This window comes from Nonomuraea sp. NPDC049625 (genome assembly GCF_040675285.1).
In the GTDB taxonomy this organism is placed as follows: Bacteria; Actinomycetota; Actinomycetes; order Streptosporangiales; family Streptosporangiaceae; genus Nonomuraea; species Nonomuraea angiospora_A.
This window is the reverse complement of the sequence record NZ_JBFAOQ010000003.1, coordinates 298238-318252: the sequence shown is the minus strand read 5'-3', so window position 1 is coordinate 318252 and position 20015 is coordinate 298238. Positions and strand designations below refer to the sequence as shown.

Below are 20015 nucleotides of genomic sequence, written 5' to 3'. Positions count from 1 at the left end.
GGGATACATGCCGCGAGTGCGGGAGCTTGAGGTCTTCCGGCTTGTCCTGCCGTTCGGCAGGAAGTCGGAGACCCTGCTCGTGAAACTCACCGACCACGGCGGCATGACCGGCTGGGGCGAGTCGATCGCCCCACAGCCGAAGACGTGGTCCAGGCTGGAGGAGACGCTGGCCGCCCTGCTGATCGGCGTCGACTGGGAGCACCCCGACACGGTGCCGAGCGGCGACCCGGCGGTCGACATGGCCTGCTGGGACCTGTGGACCAGGATGCGCGGGGTGCCGCTCGCCGAGGCGATCGGCGGCACCCGCACCTCGCTCATGGCCACCGTCCGGCTGGCCCCCGACCCGTCCGTGGAGAGCCTCGTGGCCCGGGTCAACCAGCAGATCTGCGCCGGGTACGGCCACGTCACGCTGGACATCAGGCCCGGCTGGGACGTCGAGCCCGTACGGGCGGTGCGCCAGACGTACCCCGCGCTGACCCTGGCCGTCGACTGCGGCAACGCCTACACCGACCTCGGCCAGCTCGTCGCCCTCGACTCCTACGGGCTGGAGGTCATCGAGCGGCCCTTCGCCGTCGGCGACGTCTACGCGCACGCCTCGCTCCAGGACCAGATCTCCGCCTCGGTCGCGGTCGAGGTCGCCTCCACCGCCCAGCTGGACGACTACCTGACCGTGCGGGCCGCCAGGGTGCTGCTGCTGCGGCCGAACGCGTTCCCCTCGCTGACGGAGGCGCGCCGGGCGCACGACCGGGCCGCGGCGGCGGGCCTGGACATCCAGTGCGCGGGCGGCCAGGGCGCGGGGCTGGCCAGGGCGGCGACGGTGGCGGTCGCGAGCCTGCCGGGCTGCACGCTGCCGTGCGACGTGACGCAGCCGCCGCGCCAGAACCAGATCGTCACGCCGATCGTGGGCGCCAACGCCGGCGTCATCGCGGTCCCGCTCACCCAGTCGGGGCTGGGGCACGACATCGACGAGACGCGGGTGCGAAGGCTGGCGAAGGACACTTTCCACGCGTAAGGGTCCTACCCGATCATTAGGCCGTGCGACTGACGCGGTGGCAGCTGTTATGGATCCTGCTGACAAAGAATTTCCTGTCATGCCCAGAGGGATGGGCTGCTGACCCGCGTCCGGCCCGCGCCCGCTCTTCCCGGCATGGCCGAGGTGATCGACTGGGACACCGCTCAGCCGATCGGCGACGGGGTGGCGCTCATGCCGGTGCCTTCGGGCGTGATGTCGACGGTGCCCCCAAGCTGGCCACCAGGCTCGGGAAGGTCGTCTCGCACAAGCTGATCGGCCGGGGCGGGTTCGCGCTGGGCATGAGGCCATTCCGCATGGCGGACCTCCCCGTGGAGGCCTGGGCGCGGGTCGGCGCGCACCAGCGTGAGGTCGTGCTCGAGGCGGCGGCCAAGCTGCTCGGCCGGGAGGCCACCAACCTGGACGTCGTCGAGCTGGCGGTCGCCGGGCGCGCAAATGAGCTTGAATGGTGGCATAAGGAGCAGCCCTGCCCGCATCCCACACCGGGCGTCTGCGTGCTGCTCCCGCTGTTCGACGTGGCGCTGCGGCGCAAGGGATATGTGCACGAGCACACCTTCGCCCAGCGCGAGCTGGTCGGCCCCCTCGGGGACCGGGTCGGCCTGGTGGAGCTGGCCGCCAAGGCGGAGCGTGGCGAGCCGTACGGGATCTTGCTGGGAGGACTGATGACGGGACGGGACGCGGACGCCGACGCCAGCAGGCTGGCCGCCGAGTCGCTCGCGCACGGCGACCCGACCGGCTGGTTCGAGCGGCTCTACGCCGAGTCGGCCAGTGGCGACGCGATCGTGCCGTGGGACTCGCGGTCCCCGCACTTCCTGCTGACGGAGTGGGCCCACCCCGGCCACGGGCGGGCGCTGGTCGTGGGCGCGGGGCTGGGTGACGACGCCGAGCATCTGGCGGGCCTCGGCTACGAGACGGTGGCGTTCGACGTGAGCGAGTCGGCCGTCCGGCTCGCCCAGGAGCGCTTCCCCGGGAGCGAGGTGCGTTACCAGGTCGCCGATTTGCTGGCGCCGCCCCCGGAATGGCGGCACGCGTTCGACCTGGTGGTCGAGATCATGACCGTGCAGGCCCTGCCGGAGCCTCTGCACGGCAGGGCCATCGCCGCGATCGCGGAGTTCGTCCGGCCCGGCGGCACGCTGCTGGTGATCGCGTCGGGCCGGGAGGAGGGCGGGCCGGTGTTCGCGCCGCCGTGGCCGCTGACCCCGTCCGAGATCGGGGCCTTCGCGACCGGCGGGCTGGAGAGCGGGAAGGTCGAGGACCTGCGTGACGGCGAGCGTCACCGCTGGCGGGCGGCCTTCCACCGGCCCGCGTGATCAGACGTCCAGGTTGAGGCTGCCCAGGGAGTCGCTCAGGATGGCGTCCAGCGTCGAGACGTAACCGTTCGCCAGGGCGAGGGAGTTGACGATGCGCTGGCTGATCGGGTGGAACTCGCCGCCCGGGATGAGGCTCCCGGAGCTTAGGGCGACGGCCGAGCCGAGAGCGGTGAACAGGGCGGCGGTGGCGAGCAGGTGAGCGCGTCGGCGCATGCGGACCTCCTGAGTGATGGTTCGAACACCGCTCAGGAGATCACGGCAGGTCGGGGGAGAGCCGCGCCGCCACAGGGGCAAGAGCGGATCTTTACGGTTCGGGCCGCGGCGGAAGACCGATGGGCTCGACCCGCTTCAGGATCACCGCGTACGTGAAGGCGCCCAGCAGGGCCACGCACGAGATCACCGTCAGGGGGACGGCGAAGGACGACGTCCTGTCCGCCAGGAAGCCGACCATGATGGGGCTGATGATGCCGGCGAAGTTCGAGGCGAAGTTCTGGATGCCGCCGATCGAGGCCACGTACCGGTCGGCCGGGGCGACGTCGGCGGGCAGCGCCCAGATGTTGGAGGCGGCGAACGTCGAGCCGGCGTAGGCGACCGAGAGCAGGGCCAGCGCCATCCACGCCTCCGGCACCCAGACCGCGACGCCGATCACCGTCGAGACCAGGAACCCGCCCGCGATGAACGTCTTCCTGACCCGCGTGAGCGAGTCGCCCCTGGCGATGCGGCGGTCGGACAGCCAGCCGCCCAGCCACTCGGCGCCGATCGCCACCAGGCCGGGCAGCGCGCCGAACAGGCCGAGCTTCAGCAGGCTGAAGCCGCGCTCCTCCACCAGATAGGTCGGGAAGAACGTGAGGAAGAAGTAGACGACCATGTTGAGGCAGAAGAAGCCCAGCATCATCGCCCAGATCGTGCGGTAGCGGAACAGGTCGCGCCAGCGCATCCTGGCCGCGTCCCCGTCGTCGTCGCCTTCGAAGCGGGCCCCGCCCTCGCGCAGGTACGCCAGCTCCTCCTCCGTGATCTTCGGGTGGTCCTGCGGATCCCGGTACGTCCGCCACCATCCGACGGCCCACGCCAGCCCGATCACCCCGATGATCGCGAACGTCCACCGCCACCCCAGCCACGCGATCAGCCCCGTGACCACCGGCAGCGCGATGACGCCTCCGACGCGCGAGCCGGAGTCCCAGATCCCGGTGGCCAGCGCGCGTTCGCGCCGGGGGAACCATCGGGCCACGACCTTGGCGCTGGTCGTGGCGGCCGGGCTCTCGCCGATGCCGAGCAGCAGCCGTACGCCGAACAGCGCCGCGAAGCTGCTGGCCAGCGCCGTCAGCGAGGTGAACAGCGACCACCACACGGAGGCGAACGTGAACGTCCTGCGCGGGCCGTACCGGTCCACGAACCAGCCGGCGGCGAGCTGGAAGAAGTCGTACGACCAGAAGAAGGCAGCCAGGATCATGCCCTCCTCGGTCTTGGAGAGCTTGAACGTCTCGCCCATGAACGGCAGGGCCACACCCAGGCTCGCGCGGTCCAGGTAGTTGATGACGAGCCCGGCGAAGACGTAGCTGATCATGTACCAGCGCAACCGGCCGCGGACAGTGGTTCGGAGGGTTGTGGCCATCGCGATCCTCAGTAATATTTCCTATTGGATATTTCCGCTATGTTGCATACATCGCACGATGCCCGTCAAGTCCCGAGTACCGGAGCGTGAAGGTTGGCCAGTGAGCTCGAAAAGCGCCTGATGGGCCGCGTGCCGGCGGCCCGGCGGAGCGTTCTCACCGAGGACGTCCACGAGCGCGTCAAGGGCCTGATCATGAACGGCGACCTGGAGCCCGGCGTCCGCGTCAACATCTACGCCCTCGCCAGGCTGCTCGAGGTCTCCCAGACGCCGGTGCGCGAGGTGCTGTCCGCGCTGGAGTCCGAGGGCCTGCTGACCAAGGAGGCGCTGCGCGGCTACTCCGTGGCGCCCCTGCTCACGCCCGGCCAGATCGCCGACCTCTACCAGCTCAGGCTGCTCCTGGAGCCGTGGGCGGCCGGGCGCGCGGCCGAGCTGGTGACGGCCGAGGCGGGGGAGCGCGTGCGGGCCGAGCTGGCCAGCGTCCCGAAGGCGCCCCAGGGCACCAGGTACGAGGACTACCACGGCCTGGCCGACCACGACGCCCGCTTCCACGACCTGATCGCCGAGCTCTCGGGCAGCGGCGCGTTGCGGGAGTCCCTCCGGCGTACCCACGGCCACCTGCACCTGTTCCGCATCGAGTACGCGGGCCGGCGCGACGGCGACCCCACGCTGGCCGAGCACGCCCGCATCGCCGAGGCCGTCGTGGCGGGCAGGGCGGAGGCCGCCTCCGAGGCCATGCGGGCCCACCTCGCCGCCGCCCGCGACCGGTTCCTCCAGATGGGACCCTGACCTGGTGGGCGTGGCGGTCTCGGTGGTGGCTTCAGCCGCCGTTCGCGCGCATGCTCTTCGCCGCGCGGGCGGCGGCGCGGCGGATGCCCGCGTACCCCGTGCAGCGGCACAGGTTGGAGGCCAGCACCGCGTCGAGCCGCCGCTCGTCCCGGTCCAGCTCCGGCTCCTCGGCCAGCGCGCCGGCGAGCAGCATGAGGAAGCCCGGGGTGCAGAAGCCGCACTGCAGCGCGTGCTCGGCCGCGAACGCCTCCTGCAGCGGGTGCAGCTCGTCGCCGTCGGCCAGCCCCTCGACGGTGCGGATGTCGGCGCCCTCCGCCTGTACGGCCAGGGTCAGGCAGGAGCGGATGGCCGTGCCGTCCACCAGCACGGTGCACGAGCCGCACACCCCGTGCTCGCACCCCAGCGTGGTCCCGGTGAGGCCCAGCCGGTCGCGCAGCGCGTCGGCCAGGCTGGTCCGCGGCTCCACGTCGATCTGGTGGGTCCGGCCGTTGACCGTGAGGCGGACGTTCATGGGGTCCCCGCGTGGTGGACGGCTCGGGCGAGGCAGCGCCGTACGAGCGTGGACAGCGCGTGCCTGAGGTAGGCGGCCGGCGCGTGCGGCGCTCCGGGCGGGTCCGCCTCGGCGGCGGCCAGCGCTCCGGCCTCCGCGAACAGCTCCTGCTCCGGCCGTTCGCCCGTCATCAGCCGCTCGGCCCCGACGGCGCGGAGGGGGACGTCCGCCGCGTTGGCGAGCCCGATGCGGACCCACGCGACGCGGCCCTCGGCCAGCCGCAGCATCACCAGGGCGGCGGCCAGCGCGAAGCCGCTGTGGGTGCGGCGGTGCTCGGCGAAGGCCGCGACGGCCCCGGCCGGCGGGCGCGGCAGCAGGACGCCGGTGACCAGCTCCTCCGGCAGGCAGGCGGTCACGAACGCGCCGCGGAACCATGAGCCGGCGGGCACCGTACGCGGTCCCGCAGGGCCGTTCACCTCGATCCCGGCGTCCAGGGCCATGGCCAGCGCGCACCACTCCGACGCCGGATGCGCCCAGGCCAGGCTGCCCGCGAAGGTGCCGCGGGCGCGGATGGGCGGGTGGCCGACGTACGGCGCCACCTGGCGGAACAGCTCGGCCAGCGGGTCGTCGAACCGGGCGCGCTCCAGCTGGGCGTGCCGGACCAGCGCGCCGACGTGCACGGAGCCGTTCTCGACCGTGACCTGCGAGAGCCCGGGGATGCGGTTGACGTCCACCACCAGGGCCGGGCGCGTGGTCCGGTAGCGCAGCTCGATGAGCAGGCTCTGGCCGCCGGCCAGCACGCGGCTCTCCGGCCCGTGCTCGGCCAGCACGGCCACCGCCTCCGGTACGGAGGCAGGCGCGACGTAGTCGAATTGTGCCGGTTTCATGTCCCCCATCCCGGGCATCCGATATCGACGTTGGTACCGAAAGCGGGGGTGTCCAAACATTGCGGTACATCGGGATGCCGCTCGCGCGGCGCGAGGATCGCGACCTGGTCACCGGACGGGCGCGCCGGGTCGCTGATCTGGATATCCCGGGCACGCTGGAGCTCGCGTTCGCCCGCAGCCCGGTGCCGCACGCGGTGATCCGCGGGGTCGACGTCGCCGCCGCGCTCAAGGAGGAGGGGGTGGCGGGCGCGTGGTCGGCCGCCGACCTGCCGTACCTCGCCGCCCGGTCGGTGCCCGGCGAGGAGGGCATGCCGCCGTGGCCGCTGCTCGCCACGGGCCGCGTCCGCTATCCCGGGGAGGGGCTCGCGGTGGTCGCGGCCGGCACGCGCGCCCAGGCCGAGGACGGCGCCGAAGCCGTCCGGCTGAACCTCGAGCTCCTGCCCTTCACCCGCACCGACACCTCTCGCACATCCGACGCCTACGGGGGCTCTTTGGCGGCGGGGACGCCCCGGCTGTTCGGCGATCCTTTGGCGGCGGAGGCGCCCCGGCTGTTCGACGACCGCGACAACCTGGCCGCCGAACGCACCTTCGGCCGCCCGGCCGACGACGTGTTCGCCGCCGCCCCGGTCGTCGTCGAGGCCGCCTACCGCGAGCAGCTCATCCTCCCCACGTCCCTGGAGCCACGGGCGATCCTGGTGGACCCGGGACACGCGCACCGCCTCACCGTGTGGGTCTCCCACCAGGCCCAGCACCGGCTGCGCGACGCGCTCGCCGCGGCGCTCGGGTACGACCGGGAGCGGATCCGGGTGATCGTCCCGGCCACCGGCGGGGCGTTCGGCGCCAAGAGCCAGACCTACCCGGAGTATCTGGTCGCCGCCCTGCTCGCCGTCCACCTCGGCCGCCCGGTCCGCTGGTGCGAGGACCGCGCCGAGGCCATGCTGGCGGGCCCGCGCGGCCGTGGCCAGCACCAGCGGGTACGGCTGGCGGCCGACGAGGACGGCACCTTCCTCGCGTACGAACTGCTCATCGACGCCGACATCGGCGCGTACCCGCACATCGGCGCCTTCGTCCCCATGATGACCGGAGCGATGAGCACCGGCGCCTATCGCACACCCAGAGTGCACACGCGCGTCAGGTGCGTGCTCACCAACACCGCCCCGACGACCTCCTACCGCGGCGCCGGCCGCCCCGAGGCCGCCTACGCCCTCGAACGCACCGTGGACCGGCTCGCCCGCCGGCTCGGCCTGGACCCGGCCGACCTGCGCCGCCGCAACTTCATCCGCCCCGACCAGTACCCCTACCTGACGCCGACCGGCCGCACCTACGACTCGGGCGACTACACCGCCGCCCTCGACCGGGCCCTGGCCGCCGTCGGCTACGACGAGGTCCGCGCCGAGCAGGCCCGCCGCCGCGAGGACGGCGGACGGCCGCTCGGGGTGGGGATCGCCACGTACATCGAACGCTCGGGAGGACCGCCGGACAGCGACGAGTTCGGGAGCGTGGAGGCGTGCCCGGACGGGACGTTCATCGCCCGCGTCGGATCGACGTCCACCGGTCAGGGCCATTTCACCGCGTTCGCCCAGGTGGTGGCCTCGGTCCTGGACGTGGAGGTGGGCCGGGTCCGCGTCGTCGAGGGCGACACCGGCGAGGTCCCCTACGGCTTCGCCACCTTCGGCAGCCGGTCCATGCAGGTGGGCGGCGCGGCCCTGTGGCGCGCCGCCGAAGCCCTCGTGGCCGCCGCCCGCCGCCGCTGCGCGGAACTCCTGGGGGTGGGGGAGGAGGACGTCTCGTACGCCGCGGGCCGCCTGATGGTGGGCGGCGACCCCCACACCGGCCTCCAGAGCGACACCGAGGAGGGCCCAGCGCCCCTCGCCGAGACCGGCCCCCTCCCGGGCCCGCCCGTCGCCGAGCCCGGCCCTCTCCCGGGGCGGCCCTTCGCCGAGACCGGCCCTCTCCCGCGCCTACCCACCGGCGAGACGGCGGGGCTGCCCAACGTCGAGGTCGGCCCCCTTCCCGGGCTGCCCATCGGGGAACTGGTCGCCCGCACCGGCCCCCTGCGCGCCGACGAGATCGTCGCCCCACCCCAGGCCTTCCCGTACGGCGCCCACGTCGCCGTGGTCGAGGTGGACCCTGACCTGGGCACCGTCCACGTACGCCAGTTGGTGGCCGTGGACGACTACGGGGTGGTCGTCAACCCCATGATCGTCACCGGCCAGGGCCACGGCTCCATCGCCCAGGGCCTCGGCCAGGCCCTCTACGAGCAGGCGGTCATCGGTGAGGACGGCCTGCCCCACGCCTCGACCCTCCTGGACTACCTCCTGCCCACCGCCGCCGACATGCCTCCGGTCACCCTCCTGGAGACCGTCACCCCCAACCCCAACACCCCCTTGGGCGCCAAGGGCGCGGGGGAGGCCGGCTGCATCGGCATCCCCCCGGCCATCGTCAACGCCGTCTGCGACGCCCTCGACATCGACCACATCGACATGCCCCTGACCCCCGCCGCGGTATGGGCGGCCACCACCGAAACCCGGTAGGCGAGCCGGAACCACCCGCGTGGTTCGCCGACGCGTCTAGGTCGTGGCGAGTGCCGCTTCGATGCCGGGGACGCGCTCGTGCAGCCAGTCCCCGCCGCACTCGTACTCCCACATGAGAGCCAGCAGCATGTAGAGCAGCCGGTGGTTCGCCAGGTGCGACGGCGCGTCGTCCGGAATGCCCGCGGGGAAGTACGCGTCGAGCATCGCGCGCTGCAAGCCGGGCTCGCGGAAGTCCATCCTGGCCAGGTCCAGCCATGGGCCGGCAGCACCGCAGTCCGCCCAGTCGATGATCCCCTCGATCCGGGACCCGGCCGACAGGACATGCCGCGGGTGGAAATCACCGTGCACGTACACGCAGGGCTGATCCCACCGAGGTCCGTCCAGGAGGAGATCCCGGCATCGAGCATGGAGCGTCGGGGGCAGGATTCCGGCATCGGCGACAGGGCCGAGCCGATCCGCCAGCCCCGCGACCTGATCAGCCCATGTTGCCGCACCGGCGCATGGTGGCGAGCCGGACGCCTCCTTGAAAAAGCCCGCCCCCTCCACGGGAAGAGAGTGCACGGCACGCAGCAGCCGTCCCACCTCGGACGCCGCCTCGCGCGTCGCGACCCCCGGCTCACCGGAGACGAGCCGCGTCACCAGGTACGGGATCTCCGCGTCCGGCGCCCCGGCGATGACCTCGGGGACCGGAACGCCCCTCTCCGACATGGACCGCAGGGCCCATAGCTCCACCTCGACCTCGCGCGCGGCGGCGGCCTTGAAGACGGCGCGTGCACCGGACCCCAGCGTCACCGCGGCGACCGTGTTGGCCGCGAACCCGGACAGCGGCTCATACCCCGTCACGTGTTGGGACAGCAGGCACTCGATCACCTCTGCGTCGATGCGCCCGGCATCGCTCACCGCTGCCGGCCTCCTCTCATCGCAGGCTCGTCACGCGACGGACCGCAAGAAGGCCAGCGTGCGGGAAAGCAGCAGCGCGGCGGCGTCCGGGTCGTAGGAGGGCAGCGTGCGGTCGGCGAAGCAGTGCTGGTCGCCGGGATAGAGGAACAGCCGACCCTGCCCGGCCGACTCGACCACCTCCCGAGCGAAACCGATGTCGCCCTCGCCGACGAAGACGGGATCGGCATCCATGCCGTGCACCTGGACCGGCACGCCGTCCGGCCAGGCGTCGCCGAACTCCGAGAGCGGTGCGCAGGCGTAGTACAGCAGCGCGCCCCGCGCGCCCGATCGTGTCTGCGCCAGCTTCTGCGCACAGAGCACACCGACCGAGAAGCCGGCATAGACCAGGTCGGAGAGCAGGTTCTCGACCGCTTGGACAGTCAGCGACACCACTTCACCATGATGAGGCAAGGGTTGCCCGGCCACAGGTCGTCCGTCTCCTCCAGCGGCAGGAAGCCGACTGCCCGATAGAACGCCCTGGTCCTGGCGTAGCCGGGATCCGGGTGCTTTGCCCCCAGAGTCTTGACCTGCAGCAGCCGGCAGCCGTCCGCCCGGACATCCGAGGTGACGGCGTCGACCAGCGCTCTGCCGACACCGCGCCGATGCCAGCCCGGGGAGACCGCCATCAAGTGGATTTCGGCCGCCTCCGCGAAATGCCGCCGGTACAGCAGGACGCCGATGGCCTCTGCGCCGGCGTGAGCCAGGAGGCCGGGAAGGCGGGTCGCCGACTCCACGTATTCCGCGTTGGCTTCCGGGATCCCGAACCACGTCGGCAACCGGTCCAGGAGCCTTGCGGTGACTTCCGCCAGCTCGGCGGAGCCGGTGATGCGAGATATCTGGAATGCCGCGGGCTCATCCATGTTCGGAGGATCGCATCCGAACTTCTACCGACGCACGTCGATTTTCGGGATGCGCCACGCCGACCTCCGTTGAGCCGCAGCGCTCATAGTCAACTTTGGTGAACAGCCATCGATGACTTTCGCGGGCAGACCTCGGCCACCGGCGACTCCTAACGTTCTGCCCATGCTCAACACACTCATGGCGCTTGCCGTCCTCACGACGCCGGTCAGCGTCGCGACGCCGCAGCCGTCCCAGCCGTGGAGCTCCTGCCCGGTCGCGAACGCGCCCGAGCTCCAGTGTGCGGACCTGCCCGTCGCCCTGTCGCCCAAGAGCGACCGCACGATCACCCTGAAGGTGGCCCGCCTGCCCGCCACCGGCGCGAAGAAGGGGTCCGTGCTGGTCAACTTCGGCGGCCCCCAGGGGTACCAGATCGCCTCGCTGGGCTCGCGTACGCAGATCTTCGACAAGATCCGTACGTCGATGGACGTCGTGACCTGGGACCCGCGCGGCTATCCCGGGCTCAGCGGCGCGGTGCTCCAGTGCGACTGGGGCTTCGTGCGCACCCCGGCGTTCCCCGCCGACCAGGCCGGGTTCGACCAGCTCGCCGCGGCGAACAAGGCCAGGGGCGACAAGTGCCGTACCACCGACCCCGAGCTCTTCGACCACATGGACGCGGCCTCCGACGCCCGCGACGCCGACGCCATCCGCAAGGCGCTCGGCGAGGACAGGATGAACTTCCTCGGGCTGTCGTACGGCAGCACGATCGCGCAGTCCTACGCCCGGTTGTTCCCGCAGCGCGTACGCACGATGTACCTCGACGGCGCCGGCAACCACAGCCCGCGCGACTGGGACCGGGAACTCGACTCGATCGCCCGCGACAACGAGCGCTTCATGGACCGGTTCTTCGCCTGGGCGCCCGCCGGGACGGAGAAGCGCTGGCGGGCGCTGATCGCCAAGGCGGACCGCGAGCCGATCCCCGCCCCGAAAGCCGACGCCCGCTACGACGGCACGCAGTTGCGCTCGCTCGCGTTCCTCAAGCTCCGGCCCGGCCCCACGCGATGGGGTGACGTCGTGGCGGCCATCACGGCGGCCGAGGCCGGCGACGCGTCAGGCTTCGCGCTGTCGAGCCGCCAGCCCTACCCGGGCCTGCCCGGCGGCGGAGTCAAGGAGTGCCTGGACTTCCCGCGCCCGGCCACCCAGCGGGACGTCGCGCGCACGGTCAAGCGGCTGCGCGCCATCGCGCCCAATACCGGCGCCGCTTTCCCCTTGGCCTGGCACCTGCCGCTCACCTGCGCCGGCTGGCCGACCCGGGTGACCAACCCGCCCACGCCGATGCCCCGTACGCTGCCGCCGCTCCTGGGCGCGGGCACCTGGCAGGACTACGGGTCCACCCGCCGAGTGGTCGAGCAGATCCCCGGCAGCCGCACCATCGAACACGACGGCCCCGGCCACAACCTCTTCGGCGCGATGGCCAACCCCTGCGTCATCGACCTCGTCAGCAAGTACGTCACCGAACGTCGGCTGCCGTCCCGGGGGACCACGTGCCCGTGAAGCGACGCAAAGGGAGACGCTGGTGGATCGCGGGCGCCGCCGTCGCGGTCCTCCTCACCGCCGCCGTGGTGGTGACGGCGATCGCCTTCCCGTCCGTCGCGGCCACCACCTGCCCCGGCTGTTACGGCCTGGAACGGCTCCAGCCCGGCGTGTACGCCGAACCCGGCCTGCCGCCGGACCGGCGCCGGCAGGTGAGCGAGGTCGTCGAGCAGGCGAACCAGCGGGTGCGTGACTACTTCGGCGGACGGAAGAGCGCTCCGGACCTCCTCGTGTGCCTGTCCGACGACTGCTACCGCAGGATCGGCGGCGGTCGCGAACGCGGCATCGCCGTGCTCAACCGGTCGGTGATGCTGTCCCCGCGCGGCGTCGATCCCGTGATCGCCTCGCACGAGATGACCCACGTGGAGCTGCACGCCCGTCTCAACGGCGCCGACGTTCCGCAGTGGTTCGACGAGGGTCTCGCCGTCGTGGTCAGCGACGACCCCCGCTACCTCGCGCCGACCGGCGACCGGTGCCTGGCCGACTCCCGTCAGCCCCTCCCGGTCACGCTGGACGAGTGGCTGCGGGCGGCATCGGCGGATCCCCGGATGTACGCCAAGGCCGCCTGCCAGGTGAGTCGCTGGGCGGGAACGAACGGCGGGAAGGAGGCCGTACGAACTCTCGTCGAACGGCTGTCAGCCGGACAGGCCTTCCCCGACCTCCAGATGCCGGCCTGACGAGCGCCTGGCCCTTCACCGTCGAAGATCAGAAAGGCGAGCGAGCAGCTCGCGCCCGGAATCCCATCGGCCCAGCCCGCTCGCGGAGTTGATGTGGCCCGCCGAGCCGGCGCTGACATGGTGGAGTCGCCAGCCGGCGGCCAGCCGCGCCGCGACCTCTGGGGAGCAGTAGGGGTCGTCGTCACTGGAGACGACCAGGCCGGGCACGTGAAGAGGGGTCGCGTCCACCGCGGTGAAGGTGGGGGCCTCGGCAGGGAAGTTCGGGCCGGTGTTGTCCGGCGGGGCCACGAGGAACACTCCGCGGATGTCCGGCTGACGCCGGGCGACCCAGCGAGCGGCGGCAAGGCAACCCAGGCTGTGCGCGACGAGCACCACGTCGGCCGATGGGCGCTCGTCCACGGCCCGATCGATGGCGTGACACCAGTCGTCCAGATCCGGTTCGTCCCAGGAGGAGGGGGAGATCCGTGCAGCGGCGGCTCCCCACTCCGCCTGCCAGACGGTCTGCCAGTGGTCCGCGTCGGAGCCGTTGATCCCAGGGACGATCACGTAGCGCATGGCTTGTCATTCCTTCGTCGTTCGCGGCGTTCGTCCGCGTCCAGGGCGTCAGTATGTGCGAACGGTCGAGTAGAGTCGCCTACCGCTGATGGATGGAAGGTCGATGACGGGCGAGACGACGGTTTCATTGGATTCGGTCGACCATGCGATCCTGGACATCCTGCAGTCCGAGGGGCGGCTCGGTGTCACCGAGATCGGCCGGCGGGTCAACCTCTCGCAGCCGGCCGTGTCGGCGCGCATCAAACGCCTGGAACAGTCGGGTGTCATCACCGGCTACCGAGCCGTGGTCGACCCCGCCCGCCTCGGCCTGAGCATCCACGCGGTGATCCGGCTGCGCACCACCCATGCCCGCATCTCCGCGTGCCTCGACCACTTCGCGCGGTTGCCCGAGGTCACGAACGTCCATCGGCTCACCGGTGAGGATTGCTTCCTGATCGACGTGCACGCCTCCGGCGCCGGGCGCCTTGAGACGATCGTCGACGGCATCGCCCGCTTCGGGCCCGTCACGACGTCGCTGGTGCTGCGGACCTACGAAACGAAGGCGATCACGCCGCCCCGCCCGGCCTGAGCGGCCGACGCGACGGCGATCCGGGCCGGGGTCGGCCTGGGGAGTACGGGGGCTGCGACCGCGGTCGCAGGCGGAGATCATCACGAGTGCGGACGAGGACGGCTGCCCGCGTCGCCAGGATGGAGATCGTTTCCACGATCCCCACCGAAGGAGAAGCATGCCGCCAGTGAACGGCACCCGCATGGCGGTCGCCGCGCTCGCCGTCGCCGGCCTGCTGTCACCCGTCCCGGCCGCCGCCCAGGCCCAGCAGCAAGAGCCCGCCGGATCACGGCAGGCACAGCAGCAGGAGCCCGCCGATCCGCGGCTGGCCCAGCGCGAAGAGCCCGCCGGGCTGCGGGAGGCGCTCGACGCGACCGTGGCCGCCGGCGCCCCCGGCGTGCTGGCCCGCATCGACGACGACCGCGGCACCTGGATCGGCACCGGCGGCACCGCCGACCTGGACACCCGCGAGCCGATGCCGAGAGAGGCGCGGTTCCGGGTCGCCAGCGTGACCAAGAGCATGGTCGCCGCGGTCGTCCTGCAACTGGTCCAGGAGGGCAGGCTGAGCCTGGACGAGCCGATCGGCAAGCGGCTGCCCGGCCAGATCGACGGCGGCGACCGGATCACCGTGCGGGAGCTGCTGAACCACACCGGCGGCCTGGCCACCTACGACCACGCCGCCGATCCCGCCGACCCCGAGCAGTACGGCAAGCAGACCTACACCCCGCGGCAGCTCATCGACGAGGCCGAGCGGCTGCCCCGGCCCGAGCGGGGCCGCTTCGCCTACTCCAACACCGGCTACATCCTGCTCGGTCTGCTCGTGGAGCAGGTGACGGGCCACAAGCTGAGCGCCGAGCTGGACCGGAGGATCTTCCGCCCGGCCGGCATGACGCGCTCCTACCTGCCCACGACCTGGGACGGCATCCGCGGCCCGCACGCCACCGGCTACCACCTGCCCACGGGCGCCGACCCCGACGTCCCGGGCTCGCTGCGGCCCATCACGCGGCTGAAACCGTCGTTCGCCTGGGCCGCGTACGGGGTGGTGTCCGACGCCCGCGACCTGAACCGCTTCTACCAGGCGCTCTTCGGCGGCCGCCTCGTCGGCCCGAAGCTGCTGACGCAGATGCGCACCGGCGTCACCACGCCACAGGCCCCGGTCTTCCCCCGGTACGGGCTCGGGCTGGAGTCGGTGGGACTCACCTGCGGCGAGACGTGGGGCGCGACCGGCTCGATCCCCGGCTACCAGACCTTCAGCTTCGCCGACGCCACGGGCGAACGCCGGATGACGCTGTCGGTCAACGTGCAACGCAACGACCGGGCGGTCGCGCGGATGCTGCTGGCCGCCGTGGACGCGCTCAACCGCTACTTCTGCGGCGAGCCGTACAAGCTGCCGGGCTCCCGTCACGCAGATCGTCGATGACCTCCTGGTCCGGGCCCAGGTTGAGCCTGATCTCCGCGTAGTCGAGCTGGGCCTCGGTACGGCGCTCCGCGAGGTCGGTCAGCCTGGCCTGCCGCGCCTCCTCGTCGAACGCGAGCGGATCGACCTCGTCGGCGGCGGTCTGCAGGAGATAGCCGGAGCCCCTGGTGAGGATGCGCGCCGGGCGGCAGCACTCTGCGCAGCCGGGCGACGTACGTCTGGAGATCGGCCACCGCGGACGGGGGAGGGTTCTCCTTCAGGCCAGGGCGGCCTCCAGCAGGAGGGTGCCGGCCCCCAGCAGGGCCGCGTCCCGGCCGCCCCGGGCCGGGGCTATCTCCAGGTCGCGCGTCGCCAGCGGCAGGCAGCGTTCCCACACCGCCGCCCTGATCGAGGTGATCAAGGGTTCCGCCGCCGACAGGCTGCCGCCCACCGCCACCACGTCCGGGTTGAAGAAGTTCACCAGCACCGTCAGGACCTCGCCGATGCGGCGGCCCGCGGTGCGGGCCAGGCTCGTGGCCTCCGGGATGGCGTCGTTGACCAGGGTGACGATGTCCGCCGTGCGGGTCACCTCGATGCCGGACTCGCGCAGGGCCGCCATGAGGGCGGCGCCGCTCGCGTACGCCTCCAGGCAGTCCGGATGCCCGCAGGCGCACACGACGGAGGAGTCCGAGCGCACCCGCACGTGGCTGATGTCGCCGGCCGCGCCCCTGCCCCGGTGCAGGTGGCCGTTGACGATGACGCCGCAGCCGATGCCGGTGCCGGCCTTGACGATCATGAGGTTCTGGCTGCCGGGCCACCAGCGCGCCTCGCCCGCGGCCATCAGGTTGGCGTCGTTCTCGACGAGGATCGGCAGGTCGTAGCGGGCGGCCAGGTGGTCGGCCACCGGGAACTCGTTCCAGCCGGGCATGCGCGAGGGCGTCACCACGCGCAGGCTCGACGGGTCCACCGGGCCCGGGATGCCGGTGCCCACCCCCCGCAGGGGGACCGACGGGGGCACGTGGGCGGCCAGCAGCTCGTCGAACGCGTCCGCGATGCGGTCCAGGGTGACCTGCGGGCCGTCGGCGATCTCGCAGCCGCGTTCCTCGATCACGAGCGGCGTGCCGCTGAGGTCCAGGAGGCCGAGGCGTACGTGGTGGGCGCCCAGGTCGGCGACGGCCAGCACGCCGGCGCCGGGGGAGAGCCGCAGCCGGCGCGGACGGCGGCCGCCGCGCGAGGTGCCCGAGCCCTCCTCGGCCAGCAGGCCCGCGTCGATGAGCTCCTCCACGCGCAGCGACACGCTGGACGCCGCCAGGCCCGATAAGCGCGCGAGGTCGGCGCGTGACTCGGCCTTGCCGGTGGCGACGAGTCTCAGCAGGTCGCCCTGTGCCCCCTGCACGGGCAGCCGCTGCTTCATGTGAGATACCTACCATGTTCAGACTTAGGCCGACAACGTATTGACTTGCTACGAAATCTCCCACTACGGTCCGGCCTATCTTCGAAATCGAAGGAAGTGACCGTTCATGAAGAGGTTTGTCGCCCTCGTCGCCGTCTCGCTGTTAGGGCTGGCGGCCTGTGGTGAGTCGAGTAGTCCCGCCGTGCCCGGAGCGCCGTCCGAGAAGGGCAGCGACGTCCTGGCCAAGGCGCCCGTCGCGGCGGCGGCCGACATCCTGCCCGGCTCCACCATGGAGAAGATCAAACAGCGCGGCGAGCTCCTCGTGGGCGGCTCGCTGGACGCGCCCCTGCTCTCCCAGCAGAACCCCGCCACCGGCGAGGTCGAGGGGTTCGACGCGGACATGGGCAAGGCGCTGGCCAAGTACATCCTGGGCGAGCCCAAGGTGAAGATCGTCAACTCGGCGTCGGAGACCCGGGAGGCGCTGCTGGCCAACGGGACCGTGGACGTCGTCTTCCAGACGTACACGATCACCGAGGAGCGGGCGAAGCAGGTGGCGTTCGCGGGCCCGTACTACACCTCGGGGCTGACGATCGCGGTGAAGAAGGGCGCTACGGGCATCGCCAAGCCGGAGGACCTGAACGGCAAGAAGGTCCTGGCGGGCGCGAACACCCCGGCCATCCCCGCGATCAAGAAGCTGGCGCCGCAGGCGGAGATCATCACCTTCGGCAGCGACCCGGAGTGCGTCCAGGCGCTCAAGCAGGACCGGGGCGTGGCCTACGTGCAGGATGAGACGATCCTCATCGCGGACGCCAAGAAGGACCCGTCGATCGAGATCGTGACCAAGCCGTTCACCGTGGATCCGTACGGGATCGGGCTCAAGCACGGTGACGACCAGTTCAAGAAGTTCGTCAACGACTGGTTGAAGAAGACCCAGGACACCGGGGTCTGGCAGGACATCTGGAAGAAGTCCATCGGCACCGTGGTGACCGGCGACGCTCCCCAGCCGCCGCAGATCGGCTCCGTGCCGGGGTCCTGATGTCCGTTCTCCTCGATCACCTGCCCGAGCTGTGGCAGGGGCTGATCGTGACGTTCCAGCTCACCGCCGCGTCCTTCGCGGGCGCGGCGGTGCTGGGGGCACTGGTGTGCGCGCTGCGCGTCAGCCCGGTGCGGGTGCTGCGCGCCATCGGCACCGCGTACGTGGAGTCCTTCCAGAACCTGCCGCTCCTCGTCCTGCTCGTCCTGGCCTTCTTCGGCCTGCCGGAGATCGGCGTCAAGGCCGAGCCGCTGGTCACCGCCATCGTGGTCATCGCCGTGTACGAGGCCGCGTACGTTGGCGAGGCCCTGCGCTCCGGCGTGAACTCGGTGGGCAGGGGGCAGGGCGAGGCGGCGCGGGCGATCGGGCTGACGTTCGGCCAGTCGCTCAGGCACGTGGTCCTGCCGCAGGCGCTGCGCACGGTCGTCCAGCCGCTCGGCAACATCTTCATCGCCACCACGATGAACACCGCCCTGGCCGCAGCCGTCGGCGTCGTGGACCTGACGGCCGCCGCCAACCGGGTGAACCTCGTCGAGGCGCAGCCCATCCCGATCTTCGTCGGCGCGGGCCTGGCGTACGCGCTGATCGCCGCGGCGGTGGGATTCGCCACCGGCCGGCTCGAACGCAAGCTGGTGATCCTGCGGTGAGCGTCCTCTTCGACGAGCCCGGCCCCAAGGCGCGCGGGCGCATCCGCGTCGCGACCGTGCTCGGCGTCCTGGCCGCCGTCGCGCTCGCCGTCCTGGCCGTGCGGCAGTTCGCGGCGAACGGGCAGCTCGACGCCGCCCGCTGGCAGCCGTACGCGACCTGGCCGATGTGGCGCTACCTCCTGACGGGACTGTGGTCCACGTTCCTGGCGGCGATCGTGTCGGCGGCGCTGTCCATGGCGTTCGGCCTGGTCCTGGCCCTGGGGAGGCTCTCGCACCGCCGGTGGATCCGAGTCCCGGCCGCCGCCTACGTCGAGGTCGTCAGGGTCGTGCCGGCGCTGCTGCTGGTGTACGTGGTGCTGTTCGCGCTGCCACGCTACGGCCTGGACCTGCCGCTGTTCTGGAAGCTGGTCGTGCCCCTGACGGCGTCGAACGCGGCCGCCTTCGCCGAGATCTTCCGCGCCGGCATCAACTCCGTCGAACGCGGCCAGACCGAGGCGGGCCTGGCCGTCGGCCTCACGCCGCTCCAGACCATGCGCCTCGTCGTGCTGCCCCAGGCGGCCCGCCGCGTGCTGCCGTCGATCGTCAGCCAGTCCGTCGGCCTGCTCAAGGACACCTCGCTGGGCTTCGTGGTCAGCTACGGCGAGCTGCTCTACAGCGGCAAGGTGCTGGCGGCCTATAACGGCCTGCTCATCCAGACGTATCTGGTCGTCGCATTGGTCTATCTTGCGGTCAACGTTTCCCTGTCCAAGCTGGCCCGCACCCTGGAAGCGCGCCAGCCCGTCACTTTCAGGAGGAGAGCCGCTCGTGCCTGACTACGCCGTGCTCGCCGAGGTGATCCGTTCCGGATTCGTGGAGAGCGTCCATTACGGCAGCGCCGTCGGCCTGGATCCGTCCGGGCGTGCCGAGGTGGTCCTCGGGAAGGTGGACGCGCCGGTGCTGCCGCGCTCGTCCGCCAAGCCGTTCCAGGCGCTGGCCTGCCTCACCGCCGGCGCGGCGCTGGCGGGGCCGCGGCTGGCCATCGCGGCGGGCAGCCACACGGGCGAGGACTTCCACGTGGAGCTGGTCCGCGAGATCCTCGACGACTACGGCCTGGACTTCGGCGCGCTGGCGTGCCCGCCGTCGTGGCCGGAGGACGCCCCCACCATGTACGGGCTCATCAGGCAGGGCGCCGACCAGTCCCGCGAGCGCATGAACTGCTCCGGCAAGCACGCCGCCATGCTCGCCGCCGCCGTGGCCAACGACTGGGACGTGCCCGGCTACCTGTCGGCCGGCCATCCCCTGCAGCTTCAGGTCCGTTCGGTCACCGAGGAGCTGGCGGGGGAGAAGTCCGCACACGTGGCGGTGGACGGCTGCGGCGCGCCGCTGTTCGGCCTGTCGCTGACCGGGCTGGCGCGGGCCGTGCAGGGCCTGGTGCTGGCCGCGCCGGGCAGCGCGCCCCACCAGGTCGCCGACGCCATGCGCGCGCACCCCGAGTACGTGGGCGGGACCGGGCACCAGAACACCGAGCTGATGCGGGCGCTGCCCGGCGCCGTGGCCAAGGGCGGCGCGGAGGGCGTGCTGGTGGTGGCCCTGGAGTCGGGCCACTCGGTGGCGGTCAAGGTCATCGACGGCAGCCCGCGCGCCACCACGGCCGTCGCCCTGGCGGTCCTGCGGCGCATGGGCTGCGACGTCTCGACGGCGGCGGCGTTCGAGCAGGTGGACGTGCTGGGCGGCGGGGCCCCCGTGGGCCGGATCGTCGCCCGCGGGTAA

At 72.1% G+C, this 20015-nt stretch carries 21 protein-coding genes; 12 read left to right on the top strand and 9 right to left on the bottom strand.

Going from position 1 to position 20015, the window contains the following annotated elements; translation table 11 throughout:
- The first annotated feature begins 7 nt into the window (after window positions 1-7).
- Together AB0J87_RS14935 and AB0J87_RS14930 are read left to right on the top strand one after the other, a co-directional pair.
- Window positions 8-1012 (top strand): enolase C-terminal domain-like protein, encoded by a 1005-nt coding sequence (locus AB0J87_RS14935; protein WP_363965552.1) that lies wholly within the window; start codon window positions 8-10, stop codon window positions 1010-1012.
- 314 nt (window positions 1013-1326) lie between these two features.
- Window positions 1327-2340, top strand: coding sequence for a class I SAM-dependent methyltransferase (locus tag AB0J87_RS14930; protein ID WP_363965550.1), 1014 nt, complete (start codon window positions 1327-1329; stop codon window positions 2338-2340).
- Here the strand turns inward: AB0J87_RS14930 and AB0J87_RS14925 are convergent, their stop codons facing one another.
- Window positions 2341-2553 (bottom strand): hypothetical protein, encoded by a 213-nt coding sequence (locus AB0J87_RS14925; RefSeq protein ID WP_350722389.1) that lies wholly within the window; start codon window positions 2551-2553, stop codon window positions 2341-2343.
- A 91-nt stretch (window positions 2554-2644) separates the two neighbouring features.
- On the bottom strand, window positions 2645-3952 hold the full coding sequence (locus AB0J87_RS14920) for an MFS transporter (RefSeq protein WP_363965548.1): 1308 nt from the start codon (window positions 3950-3952) through the stop codon (window positions 2645-2647).
- 120 nt (window positions 3953-4072) lie between these two features.
- Between AB0J87_RS14920 and AB0J87_RS14915 the strand changes: the two genes are divergently transcribed.
- Window positions 4073-4738 (top strand): GntR family transcriptional regulator, encoded by a 666-nt coding sequence (locus tag AB0J87_RS14915; RefSeq protein WP_363965546.1) that lies wholly within the window; start codon window positions 4073-4075, stop codon window positions 4736-4738.
- Window positions 4739-4769: 31 nt separating this feature from the next.
- Here AB0J87_RS14915 and AB0J87_RS14910 read toward each other — a convergent pair whose 3' ends face one another.
- Together AB0J87_RS14910 and AB0J87_RS14905 are read right to left on the bottom strand one after the other, a co-directional pair.
- Window positions 4770-5249 (bottom strand): (2Fe-2S)-binding protein, encoded by a 480-nt coding sequence (locus tag AB0J87_RS14910; RefSeq protein WP_363965544.1) that lies wholly within the window; start codon window positions 5247-5249, stop codon window positions 4770-4772.
- Window positions 5246-6115, bottom strand: coding sequence for an FAD binding domain-containing protein (locus tag AB0J87_RS14905; protein WP_350722382.1), 870 nt, complete (start codon window positions 6113-6115; stop codon window positions 5246-5248). The genes AB0J87_RS14910 and AB0J87_RS14905 overlap by 4 nt, the downstream gene beginning before the upstream one ends.
- Before the next feature lie 59 nt (window positions 6116-6174).
- On the opposite strand from AB0J87_RS14905, the gene AB0J87_RS14900 reads away from it, so the two are divergent.
- Window positions 6175-8649 carry a molybdopterin cofactor-binding domain-containing protein gene (locus tag AB0J87_RS14900; protein WP_363965542.1) on the top strand — a complete coding sequence of 825 codons (2475 nt, stop codon included), beginning with the start codon at window positions 6175-6177 and terminating at the stop codon, window positions 8647-8649.
- A 36-nt stretch (window positions 8650-8685) separates the two neighbouring features.
- Here the strand turns inward: AB0J87_RS14900 and AB0J87_RS14895 are convergent, their stop codons facing one another.
- The 3 genes from AB0J87_RS14895 to AB0J87_RS14885 are packed head-to-tail and all read right to left on the bottom strand — an operon-like array spanning window position 8686 to window position 10448.
- Window positions 8686-9549, bottom strand: a complete 864-nt coding sequence (locus tag AB0J87_RS14895) for a phosphotransferase (RefSeq protein ID WP_363965540.1) — start codon at window positions 9547-9549, stop codon at window positions 8686-8688.
- A 30-nt stretch (window positions 9550-9579) separates the two neighbouring features.
- Window positions 9580-9981, bottom strand: coding sequence for a dienelactone hydrolase family protein (locus tag AB0J87_RS14890; RefSeq protein ID WP_363965538.1), 402 nt, complete (start codon window positions 9979-9981; stop codon window positions 9580-9582).
- Window positions 9969-10448, bottom strand: a complete 480-nt coding sequence (locus AB0J87_RS14885) for a GNAT family N-acetyltransferase (protein ID WP_363965536.1) — start codon at window positions 10446-10448, stop codon at window positions 9969-9971. The genes AB0J87_RS14890 and AB0J87_RS14885 overlap by 13 nt, the downstream gene beginning before the upstream one ends.
- Before the next feature lie 163 nt (window positions 10449-10611).
- Here AB0J87_RS14885 and AB0J87_RS14880 point away from each other — a divergent pair, with 163 nt between their 5' ends.
- Both AB0J87_RS14880 and AB0J87_RS14875 read left to right on the top strand, forming a co-directional pair.
- Window positions 10612-11979 carry an alpha/beta fold hydrolase gene (locus AB0J87_RS14880; protein WP_363965534.1) on the top strand — a complete coding sequence of 456 codons (1368 nt, stop codon included), beginning with the start codon at window positions 10612-10614 and terminating at the stop codon, window positions 11977-11979.
- Entirely contained in the window at window positions 11976-12695 is a 720-nt protein-coding gene (locus AB0J87_RS14875) for a hypothetical protein (protein WP_363965532.1), read from the top strand. Before AB0J87_RS14880 ends, AB0J87_RS14875 begins: the two co-directional genes overlap by 4 nt.
- A 15-nt stretch (window positions 12696-12710) precedes the next feature.
- Here the strand turns inward: AB0J87_RS14875 and AB0J87_RS14870 are convergent, their stop codons facing one another.
- Entirely contained in the window at window positions 12711-13250 is a 540-nt protein-coding gene (locus AB0J87_RS14870; RefSeq protein ID WP_363965530.1) for an alpha/beta hydrolase, read from the bottom strand.
- 103 nt (window positions 13251-13353) lie between these two features.
- Here AB0J87_RS14870 and AB0J87_RS14865 point away from each other — a divergent pair, with 103 nt between their 5' ends.
- Window positions 13354-13818 carry an Lrp/AsnC family transcriptional regulator gene (locus AB0J87_RS14865; RefSeq protein WP_363965528.1) on the top strand — a complete coding sequence of 155 codons (465 nt, stop codon included), beginning with the start codon at window positions 13354-13356 and terminating at the stop codon, window positions 13816-13818.
- Window positions 13819-13975: 157 nt separating this feature from the next.
- The gene (locus AB0J87_RS14860; RefSeq protein ID WP_363965526.1) at window positions 13976-15217 is read left to right on the top strand and encodes a serine hydrolase domain-containing protein; all 1242 of its coding nucleotides are present in this window, start codon (window positions 13976-13978) and stop codon (window positions 15215-15217) included.
- Between the two features lie 253 nt (window positions 15218-15470).
- On the opposite strand, the gene AB0J87_RS14855 is transcribed toward AB0J87_RS14860, so the two are convergent.
- A complete protein-coding gene (locus AB0J87_RS14855; protein ID WP_363965524.1) occupies window positions 15471-16607 on the bottom strand; it encodes an ROK family transcriptional regulator in 1137 nt (378 codons plus the stop codon).
- Window positions 16608-16713: 106 nt separating this feature from the next.
- Between AB0J87_RS14855 and AB0J87_RS14850 the strand changes: the two genes are divergently transcribed.
- Genes AB0J87_RS14850 through AB0J87_RS14835 form a run of 4 tightly spaced genes read left to right on the top strand, consistent with a single transcriptional unit; the run spans window position 16714 to window position 20015 of the window.
- Window positions 16714-17622, top strand: coding sequence for a glutamate ABC transporter substrate-binding protein (locus AB0J87_RS14850; protein ID WP_350722363.1), 909 nt, complete (start codon window positions 16714-16716; stop codon window positions 17620-17622).
- Window positions 17622-18266, top strand: coding sequence for an amino acid ABC transporter permease (locus AB0J87_RS14845; RefSeq protein WP_355194806.1), 645 nt, complete (start codon window positions 17622-17624; stop codon window positions 18264-18266). The genes AB0J87_RS14850 and AB0J87_RS14845 overlap by 1 nt, the downstream gene beginning before the upstream one ends.
- Complete coding sequence (locus tag AB0J87_RS14840; RefSeq protein WP_355194808.1) at window positions 18263-19078, top strand: amino acid ABC transporter permease; 816 nt, start codon at window positions 18263-18265, stop codon at window positions 19076-19078. Before AB0J87_RS14845 ends, AB0J87_RS14840 begins: the two co-directional genes overlap by 4 nt.
- Entirely contained in the window at window positions 19071-20015 is a 945-nt protein-coding gene (locus AB0J87_RS14835) for an asparaginase (protein WP_363965521.1), read from the top strand. Before AB0J87_RS14840 ends, AB0J87_RS14835 begins: the two co-directional genes overlap by 8 nt.